This window comes from Iamia sp., assembly GCF_035575815.1.
Lineage (GTDB): Bacteria > Actinomycetota > Acidimicrobiia > Acidimicrobiales > Iamiaceae > Iamia.
In genome coordinates this window covers 22,983-31,987 of record NZ_DATLXO010000095.1, presented here as the reverse complement: position 1 = coordinate 31,987, position 9,005 = coordinate 22,983, and the positions used below count along the sequence as shown (strand labels likewise).

The 9,005-nt window shown below is 74.1% G+C and carries 5 protein-coding genes and 1 pseudogene; all 6 read right to left on the bottom strand.

Annotated features, from left to right (window positions below):
- Nucleotides 1–379 (bottom strand): annotated as a pseudogene (locus tag VNL12_RS10375) (hypothetical protein); the annotation flags it as partial.
- Between the two features lie 59 nt (nt 380–438).
- Nucleotides 439–3,882, bottom strand: coding sequence for an error-prone DNA polymerase (locus VNL12_RS10370; protein ID WP_325594232.1), 3,444 nt, complete (start codon nt 3,880–3,882; stop codon nt 439–441).
- Nucleotides 3,883–4,924: 1,042 nt separating this feature from the next.
- A complete protein-coding gene (locus VNL12_RS10365) occupies nt 4,925–5,728 on the bottom strand; it encodes a cupin domain-containing protein (RefSeq protein WP_325594230.1) in 804 nt (267 codons plus the stop codon).
- Nucleotides 5,725–6,603: a PmoA family protein gene (locus VNL12_RS10360; RefSeq protein ID WP_325594228.1), complete on the bottom strand. Its 879-nt coding sequence runs from the start codon at nt 6,601–6,603 to the stop codon at nt 5,725–5,727. Before VNL12_RS10360 ends, VNL12_RS10365 begins: the two co-directional genes overlap by 4 nt.
- Nucleotides 6,600–7,685, bottom strand: a complete 1,086-nt coding sequence (locus VNL12_RS10355) for a Gfo/Idh/MocA family oxidoreductase (RefSeq protein ID WP_325594226.1) — start codon at nt 7,683–7,685, stop codon at nt 6,600–6,602. Before VNL12_RS10355 ends, VNL12_RS10360 begins: the two co-directional genes overlap by 4 nt.
- Nucleotides 7,686–7,882: 197 nt before the next feature.
- Entirely contained in the window at nt 7,883–8,992 is a 1,110-nt protein-coding gene (locus VNL12_RS10350) for a Xaa-Pro peptidase family protein (protein ID WP_325594224.1), read from the bottom strand.
- Between the last annotated feature and the right edge of the window lie 13 nt (nt 8,993–9,005).

Sequence of the window (9,005 nt, the reverse complement as noted above, 5' to 3'; positions counted from 1 at the left end):
GCTCGGTCGGGTCCGCCAGGAGCTCGGCGAGGGGGCTGTCGTTGGGCGGCAGGTTCGGACTGGTGGTGGTGGGGGCGTCGTCGTCGCTGGTGGTGGTCGGCTGGTCCTCGCCCGCCGTCGTGGTCGAGGCGTCCTCGGTCGTGGTCGAGACGTCCTCGGTCGTGGTCGAGACGTCCTCGGTCGTGGTCGAGACGTCCTCGGTCGTGGTCGTGGCGTCCTCGGTCGTGGTCGAGGGGTCCTCGTCGTCGCCGCCGTCGGCCGCGGTGGAGGTGGAGGTCGTGGCGTCGGCGGAGGGATCCTCGTCGTCCCCGCCGCAGGCCGCGCCGACCAGCAGCAGGGTGGCGGTCGCGACGACGGCGACGAGTCGTGAGCGGATCATGGGTGTCCTCCCCGGGACGACGTGGGCCACCACTGTGGCCGATCCGTCGACCGGCGCGCTCAGCGGAAGTCGCGGCTGCGGGATGGAGCCTCGAGGTCGAGGGCGCGCAGCTGCTCCGCGATCACGTTGATGACGCCCTCGGCGCGCTCGAGGCGGCCCCGCACGAGGAGGGCGGGGGCGGCGGCCGCCACCTTCCGGTGCCGGGCCCAGCACCCCTTGGAGACCACCACGTTGACCAGGCCGGTCTCGTCCTCGAGGTTCACGAAGATGGTGCCCCCGGCGGTGGCCGGTCGCTGGCGGTGGGTGACCACGCCGGCCACCAGGACCCTGGGCGGGTGGTCGGGGTCGGGGGCCGGGTGGGTGGCCAGGCCGGTGGCGGTGACCACCCCCATGCCGTCGAGCTCGGCCCGGATGAAGCGGGTGGGGTGACCGTCCGCGCTGATGCCGGTCGCCCACAGGTCGGCCGACGCCTCCTCGGCCGGGCTCATGCCGGGGAGGGCCGGGGCCTGGGCGCCGGTGACGATGCCGGCCAGGCGGTCGGTGCGGGACTGGGCCACCGACCCGATGGACCAGAGGGCAGCACGGCGACTGGGCCCGAAGCAGTCGAGGGCGCCGGCGGTGGCCAGGGCCTCGAGCACCGCCAAGGGGGCGCCGGTGCGGCGGGAGAGGTCCTCGGCATCTGCGTAGGGGCGCCCGGCGGCGATGGCCTCGGCCCGGTCGTCGCCCACGCCCCGGACCGAGCCGATGCCGAGGCGCACCGCAGGGCCCCCTTGCCCCCACGACGCGGGCGGGGCGCCGGGGTGGGTGCGGGGGCCGGCGACATCGACGCAGTCGACGTCGAGGGCGGCGCCGGCGGCTGACGCGTTGACGTCGGGACCGCGGACCGTCACACCGTGGCGGCGGGCGTCGCGCACCAGGGAGTGGGGGGAGTAGAAGCCCATGGGCTGGGCGTTCAGCAGGCCGACGCAGAAGGCGGCCGGCTCGTAGCGCTTGAGCCAGGACGAGGCGTAGACGAGGTAGGCGAAGCTGACCGAGTGGCTCTCGGGGAAGCCGTAGTTGGCGAAGGCGGCCAGCTTCTCCCAGAGGTCCTCGGCCACGTCCTCGGCCACGTTGCGGGCGCTCGTCCCGTGGAGGAACCGTTGGTGGAGGGTCTCCATGCGGCGCTGGCTGCGCTTGGAACCCATGGCCTGTCGGAGCTGGTCGGACTCCGACGGGGTGAAGCCGGCCACGTCGATGGCGAGCGCCATGAGCTGCTCCTGGAACAGCGGGATGCCGAGGGTCCTGCGCAGGGCCGGCTCGCACAGGGGGTGGGGGTAGGTGATCTCCTCCTGGCCGTTGCGGCGCCGGATGTAGGGGTGGACCGAGCCGCCCTGGATGGGGCCGGGGCGGATGAGCGCCACCTCGACGACGAGGTCGTAGAACTCCCGGGGCCGCAAGCGGGGCAGGGTGGCCATCTGGGCCCGGGACTCGACCTGGAAGACGCCGATCGAGTCGGCTCGGCAGAGCATGGCGTAGACCTCCGGGTCCTGGGGCAGCTCGGCCATCTCGAGCGGGCGGCCGGACCACTCGCGGACGGCGTCGAGAGCGAGGTGGAGGGCCGAGAGCATGCCCAGGCCGAGCAGGTCGAACTTCACCAGGCCGGCCGTGGCGCAGTCGTCCTTGTCCCACTGCAGGACGCTGCGATCGGCCATCCGGGCCCACTCGACCGGGCACACCTCGACGATGGGTCGATCGCAGATGACCATGCCTCCTGAGTGGATGCCGAGGTGGCGGGGGGCGTCGGTGACCTCTCGGGCCAGCTCGAGCACGGCCGGGGGGATGGCGGTCTCGGTCGGGGTGCCGCCGGGGCCGCGCACCTGGCCGCTGCCGGTGGGGTCGAGCCCGGCCCAGCGGTCGACCTGCTTGGCCCAGGCGTCCTGCTGGCCGGGGGCGTAGCCGAGGGCCCGGGCCATGTCCCGGATGGCCGAGCGGCCCCGGTAGCAGATGACGTTGGCCACCTGGGCGGCGTGGAGGCGGCCGTGACGCTCATAGACGTACTGGATGACCTCCTCCCGACGGGTCGACTCGATGTCGATGTCGATGTCGGGGGGGCCGTCGCGCTCGGGGGAGAGGAACCGCTCGAAGAGCAGGCCGAGCTTCACCGCGTCGGCGGCGGTGATGCCGAGGGCGAAGCACACCGCCGAGTTGGCCGCTGAGCCGCGACCCTGGCAGTAGATGTCCTGCTCCCGGCAGAAGCGGACGATGTCCCACACCACCAGGAAGTAGCCGGGGAAGCCGAGGGCTTCGATGAGGTCGAGCTCGTGGTCGATCTGGGCCCACGCCTTGGTGGTGGGGCCCGAGGTCGGCCGGCGGCCGTAGCGACGGGCTCCGCCCTGCTCGACGAGGTGGCGGAGGTGGGCCATCTCGCTCTGGGGTCGGCCGGCGACGTCCTCGGGGCACGGGAAGGGGGGGAGCTGGGGCGCGACCAGGCGCAGGTCGAAGGCCAGGGCCCGGCCGAGCTCTGCCGCGCCCTCGACCACGCCGGGGAAGCGGGCGAAGCGGCGGGCCTGCTCGGCGCCGGAGCGGAGGTGGGCGGTGGCGCCCGCGGGGAGCCACGGCTCGTGGTCGTCGAGGCCCCGTCGCTCGCGCACCGCAGCCAGGGCGGTGGCCAGGCGGCGTCGGGCGGGGGTGGCGTAGCGGACGTCGTTGGTGGCGACGACCTCGACCCCGGCCCGGAGGGCCAGGTCGACGAGGGCGTCGTTGCGAGCGGCATCGATGGGGTCACCGTGGTCCCAGATCTCGACCCGGACGTGGTCGACACCGAAGGCGGTGACCAGGTGGTCGAGGCGGCGGCGGGCGGCAGAGGGACCGTCGGTGACCAGGGTCGCGGGCACGATGCCGTCGGAGCCGCCGGTGAGCACGACCCAGCGGCCCGCCCCGGGGGTGGCGACGCCTCCGATCTCGGCCAGCTCCGCGAGGGTGAGCCGAGGAGCGCCCTTCTCCCCCGCCATCTGGCCCCGGCTCACGGCCCGGGCCAGATCGGCGTAGCCGTCCGGACCGCGGGCCAAGACGACGAGTCGACCGGGTTCAGCCCCCGCCCCCGGCTGGTCGATCAGCCCCAGGTCCGCGCCGAAGATGGTGGGCACGCCCACCCCGGCGGCGGCCTCGGACTGGCGGACCACGCCGTAGAAGCCGTCGCGGTCGGTGAGGGCGAGGGCGTCGAGCTGGAGGCGGGCGGCCTCCTCCACCAGCTCCTCGGGGTGCGAGGCGCCCTCGAGGAAGCTGAAGTTGGAGCGACAGTGGAGCTCGGCGTAGGCCGGGTTCCGGCGGGCCCGGCGACGACTCGGACGGGTCGAGGCGCTGGTGGCCAGGTCGGCAGGGGGCTCGTAGGCGCCTCGGTGGGCCGACCACGCCGGGCTGTCGCCCCCGTCGGTCGGCACCCCACGGTGCGCCCCGGGGCGAGGGCGTCCTGAGAGGGTGCGTTCGATCTCGGACCAGGGTTGGGTCGGGTTGTTGAAGCCCATGGGGATCGAAACTGTAGCGAACAGACGTTCGGCGCGTCGAGGGCGCCAGCCGCGGGTCACCGACGCCCCGCGACCCCCGCCCTCTCCGACGCCCGTCGGGAGGCGATTCGACGGCGATTCGCTGACCGACGTCAGGTGGGCGAAAGGGCCGACGAGGCCAACGAGGCCAACGAGGCCAACGGGGCCGACTGTCACACCCCAGGACCAAGATGACCTCACGACGCCTCGCTCGGCGGCGGATCGCGGCCCTCGCCGCCGGCAAATCCCTCCTCGACCGAGCCGAGGCCCCATGCGCCTGCCCCACCAGCCCTCGTCCCTGAACCGCGACGACCGGCCCCCCAACCCGACGTGGGACCGCACCCTCGCCCGCGCCCGCCGCCCCACCTTGGGTGACGCCCGACTGTTCCCCAACCGCCGCAGGGCCGGCATCGCCCCCAACGTCCGCATCGAGATGCAGATCGGGCGCGACGCCCTCTTCCACCGCCTCGACGAGCTCGACCGATCGCTGGTCGAGGCCGCCACCGAACGGCGGGAGATCCTGGCCGACCTCGCCGAGATCCGAGAGAAGCTGTGGCCACCCATCCCGTGGCAACGGGGCCGGCGGCCACCGGCGATCCACCACGATCCGCTGCCCCCGGCCGCCCCCGACCCCCAACCGATCGGCGGCATCGTCCTGCGCCAGAGCTGCCTGCTGATCCTCGCCCGTCACGGCGAGCTTCCCCTGGTCGAGGTGCATGCCTGGCTCCACCGCTACGGCTACGTGGTCGACGGGCACCACCCGGTCAAGGTCCTCGCCGACGCCCTCGGCCACGAGCACGATGCCGGACGGGCCGACCGGGTCTCCCGGGGCGTCTACCGACTTGACCCCCGGTTCCGGGTCCCTCGCGGCTGGCCGACCGACGCCACCATCTCCGGCGATCCCACCACGGTCGTCGATCCGCTCACCGACCCCCCGATGCGCCACTCCGATGCTCCCGAGCCCGCCACGGGCGACGGCAGGGAGGGCGGCGGGGACGACCACCCCGGCGGTGGGCCGGTGAGCTCACCGCCAGACGGCCACCCCGAGCGTCCCGCAGCACCCGTGGCGCCGATCGTCGGGCGGCGGGGGCAGGGCAAAGGTGGCTGCGTCGGCGAGGTGGGCGTGGTCACCGCGAGCCATGGCGGCGAGCTGCACGCCGGTGGCCTCGGCCGCCGCCCACGGCCCCTCTGTCCAGGTCCTCCGCCATCCCCCGACGTGGCCCCGGACCAACGCCGCGGCTCGGTGGTGGAGCCGGGCCAGGGCCGCAGAGCCCCCCTCGGCGAGCTCGGCGTAGCCCTCCACCGCCAGGTCGCGCCGGGCTCGCACCGGGGCGTCGTCGCCCCCTGTGATCAGCGACGAGGCCGGCAGGGTGGCGGCCGCGGCGTAGCGATCGGGGTCGGCGAGAACATCATCGGGGAAGGTGATCACCATGTCGCCCGCCTCGGGCAGGCCGGCGTTCTGCATCAGCACCAGGATCTCGAGGTCGCCCGAGTCGTTCACCAGCCGATGCACCGTGCCCGGGGTGAACCACACGAACGATCCCGCCGTCAGCGCGGTCGTGCGCAGCCCGTGCCGGTCGACGGTGAGCACCCGACCCGAGCCACCGATGACTGCGTAGGCCTCGGAGCAGACGGTGTGGAGGTGGGGCGTGCCGCCCGGGAGGCCGTCGGCCGCCACCGACGGATAGACCCTCAGGTGCGACACGGCGATGGCTCCGGGGAAGGGCGGGGAGCCAGATGGAGCCCGGTGCCCCCCGGCGACCGTCACGGCCTCGGCGCTCGGGTCCGAGCCGTGGCCCTCGGCGCGCCCTCCGCTCACCGGGCTCATCGGCCGCCCTCGGCCCAGACCGCCCAGGCGGCCGCCAGCCGGTCCCGATCCCATTCCCCGTCGTGGACGATCACCCGGTGGCGCACCCGCAGCTCCTCACCGGGATCCAGGTCGATCCCCTCGTGCCACAGGAAGGCGGCGTTGAGGAAGTTCGACCAGCCGTCCTCGCCGTAGGTCGCGGCCCGGGTGCTGGCGTAGAACGGCACCGGGTGACGACGGTTTACCGGGTGGTCGAGCACCGCCAGACCGACTCTGCCGGACCCGTCGCCGGGCGGCGTGCCGGTGAGGTCGCACCAGGTCGAGGCCTCGCCGAGGACCCGGTCGTGGGTCGAGCCGTCGTCCAACAGCAGCCGGGTGTCGACCCAGTCACCCGCGCCTCGCAGGGCCAGACCGCCGTACCCACCCCAGGTCGTGAACGGGGTGCGGTCGAGGTGACAGGCCGCCGGCGGCACCAGGGAAGTGTCGAGGTCGATGGCGTAGGCGTCGGGCCCGAGGGGCACGTGGGTGAGCGTCCGCTGCTCCACGAGGGCGACGGTCTCGCGGTCCGGCCGCGTCCAGCGCAGCTCGCCGCGGACGACGACCGCGCCACCATCGAGCGCCTCGACCGTCGGTGCGCCCTGGTGACGCAGCACGCCGTAGGGCGGCACCTCCTCCCAGAAGTTGTCCCCATCGACGAACTTGATGGTGAACCACAGCCCGTGGTGCCACGGGTGGTCCTCGGGCGCGTCACGGGTCAGCACGTGGCCGCCAGGGCTGGCCACCGGGTGGAGGTGAGGTCGCTTGCGGGCCCCCCAGTGGTAGGTCCAGGCCCCGGCGACGGTGACGGTCCCGTCGCCGTGGGAGACCGAGGTCGCCGGCTCGGCTCCGGTGGTCACGGCCGCCACCCGGCGATGGCGCGGTCATCGGCAGCCAGGGGCAGGGCGACCTCGCGGTCTTCGCGGGACGAGGTGTACATGGCGGTGACCACCTCCAGGAGGGTGCGGGCGTCGGTCACGGTCACCGGCGGTGCCGTGCCGGCGGCGCGGGCGTCAGCGAAGCGCTCGAGCTGGCCGATGTAGTCCTCGCCCCGCTCGGGAAGGGTCGCGACCAGCTCGTCGACGCGCCCCTGGTGCGCGGGGTCGGCGACGGTGATGGTCCACGGCTCCTCTCCGTTGGTGTACGGGGAGGTGCCCGACTCGGCGGAGAGGTGCGCGAAGGTGAAGCGGTGGCGGGAGATCTCCGCCACCGACCCGAGCGTCGCCGACATCGTGGCCAGGGCGCCATCGGCGAACCGGAGGGTGACGGCGGCTGAGTCCTCCACCTCGATGTCGTTGACGAGGGTGGCCGTCCGGGCCCACACCGCGACCGGCGGTCCCAGGACGAAGAGCGTCATGTCCAGGGCGTGCACGGCGTGGGAGAGCAGGACCCCACCCATCTCGGTGTCCCACCGTCCCCGCCACGGTGCCGCGTAGTAGTCGGGGCCGCGCCGCCATGCGATGTCGACGTTGGCCACGTAGGGACGCCCGGTGAGCCCGGCGTCGACGAGGTGGCGCACCTTCTGGATGCCGCGCCCGAACCGGTACTGGAGGATCGGCATCACGGTGCGTCCCGTCTCGGCCGCGAGGGCGGCGATCTCGTCGACCTCCCGGACCGAGCCGACCAGCGGCTTCTCACAGATGACATCCTTGCCGGCGCGCAGGCAGCGCTCGATCTGCTCGCGGTGCAGCGCCGGTGGCGTGCACAGGTCGACCACGTCGACGTCGTCCGCGGCGAGCACCGCGTCGAGGTCGGTGACGGCCCGCACGTCGCGCAGCCAGCCCGCCACCTCCTGCGCCCGACCGGCGTCGATGTCGCACACGGCGACGACGCGGTACCGGCTCCGCAGCGCCTTGAGGGCCAAGACGTGCATCCGTCCGATCCCCAGACCGACCACGGCGATCCGGATCGGGTCCATCGACGATGGGGCGGGAGCGCTCACGGGGCCGAGTCTGGCCGAGGCCGAGACCGGGCGCCGCGCGCGCCGCGGCCGAACCCTTGCTCAGGGGACTCGGCGATGCCTCTCGAGGCCGTCGGGGTCGGTCACGATCGCGATGCCCTCGGCCATGCGCACAGCCTCCTTCAGCGAGTCGGGCAGGATGGCTGGGTCCACGCCGGTGAGCGTACCTCCACGGCCCGTTAGCCCTCGACGACGACGAGGTCGTGGTCGGCCCGGTTGAGGGCGAGGGGGCCGGCGTCGGTGGCGACCACGATGTCCTCCAGGCGCAGGCCCCACGCCTCGGGCGTGTAGATGCCGGGCTCGACGGAAAAGGCGTGGCCGGCGGCGAGCGGGGTGGCGTTGCCGGCGACGATGTAGGGGTCCTCGTGCTCCTCGACACCGATGCCGTGGCCGGTGCGGTGGATGAAGCGCTCGCCGTAGCCGGCCGCGGTGATGGGTGAGCGGGCGGCGGCGTCGACGCCCTCGCAGGCGGTGCCGACGGTGGCAGCGGCGACCGAGGCGGCCTGGGCGGCCTGGAGCACGGCGTAGGCCTCGGCCACCTCGGGCGGGGGCGGGCCGAGCGCCACGCAGCGGGTGATGTCCGAGCAGTAGCCGGCGCCGCTGTCGGTGGGCCAGGTGCCACCGAAGTCGCACAGCACGACCTGGCCCGGCTCGATCACGGTGGGGCCGGCCTCGTGGTGGGGGCTCGCGGCGTTGGCTCCGGTGGCGACGATGGCGAAGTTGACCCGGCGGTGGCCCTCGTCGATCAGGCGGCGACCGATGTCGGCCGACACGTCGGCCTCGGTGCGCCCGAGCAGCGGGATCTGGCCGTCCTGGAGCTGGGCCGCCACCCGGTCGGCGGCCGCCGCCGCATCGCGCAGGGCCGTGATCTCCGAGGGGTCCTTGCGGGCCCGCAGTGGGCCGGTGACCTCCGAGGCCTTCCGCCACGCGGGCGATCCGGCCGCCGCGGCCTGCAGGTCGACGAGGAACCGGGCCCAGGTGCGATCGCCGATGGCCACGGTCCCCGCCGGGCCGCTGAGGGCGGTCACCACGCCGATCGGGTCGTCGGTCTCGTCCCACGGGTGGACGGCGAACACATCGGGGCGTTCGACCACCCGGGGCGCCTCGAGGCGGGGCACGACGAGGGTGGCATCGCCGTCGCGAGGGACGACGAGCATGGTGAGGCGCTCGAGGGCCATGGCCTCGTAGCCGGTGAGCCACGGCAGGTCAGCGCCCACCGAGAGCAGGAGGACATCGACGCCCTGGGCGGCCATGGCGGCCCGGACCCGTTCCATGCGCTCGGCGTGCATCGAACCAGGCTAG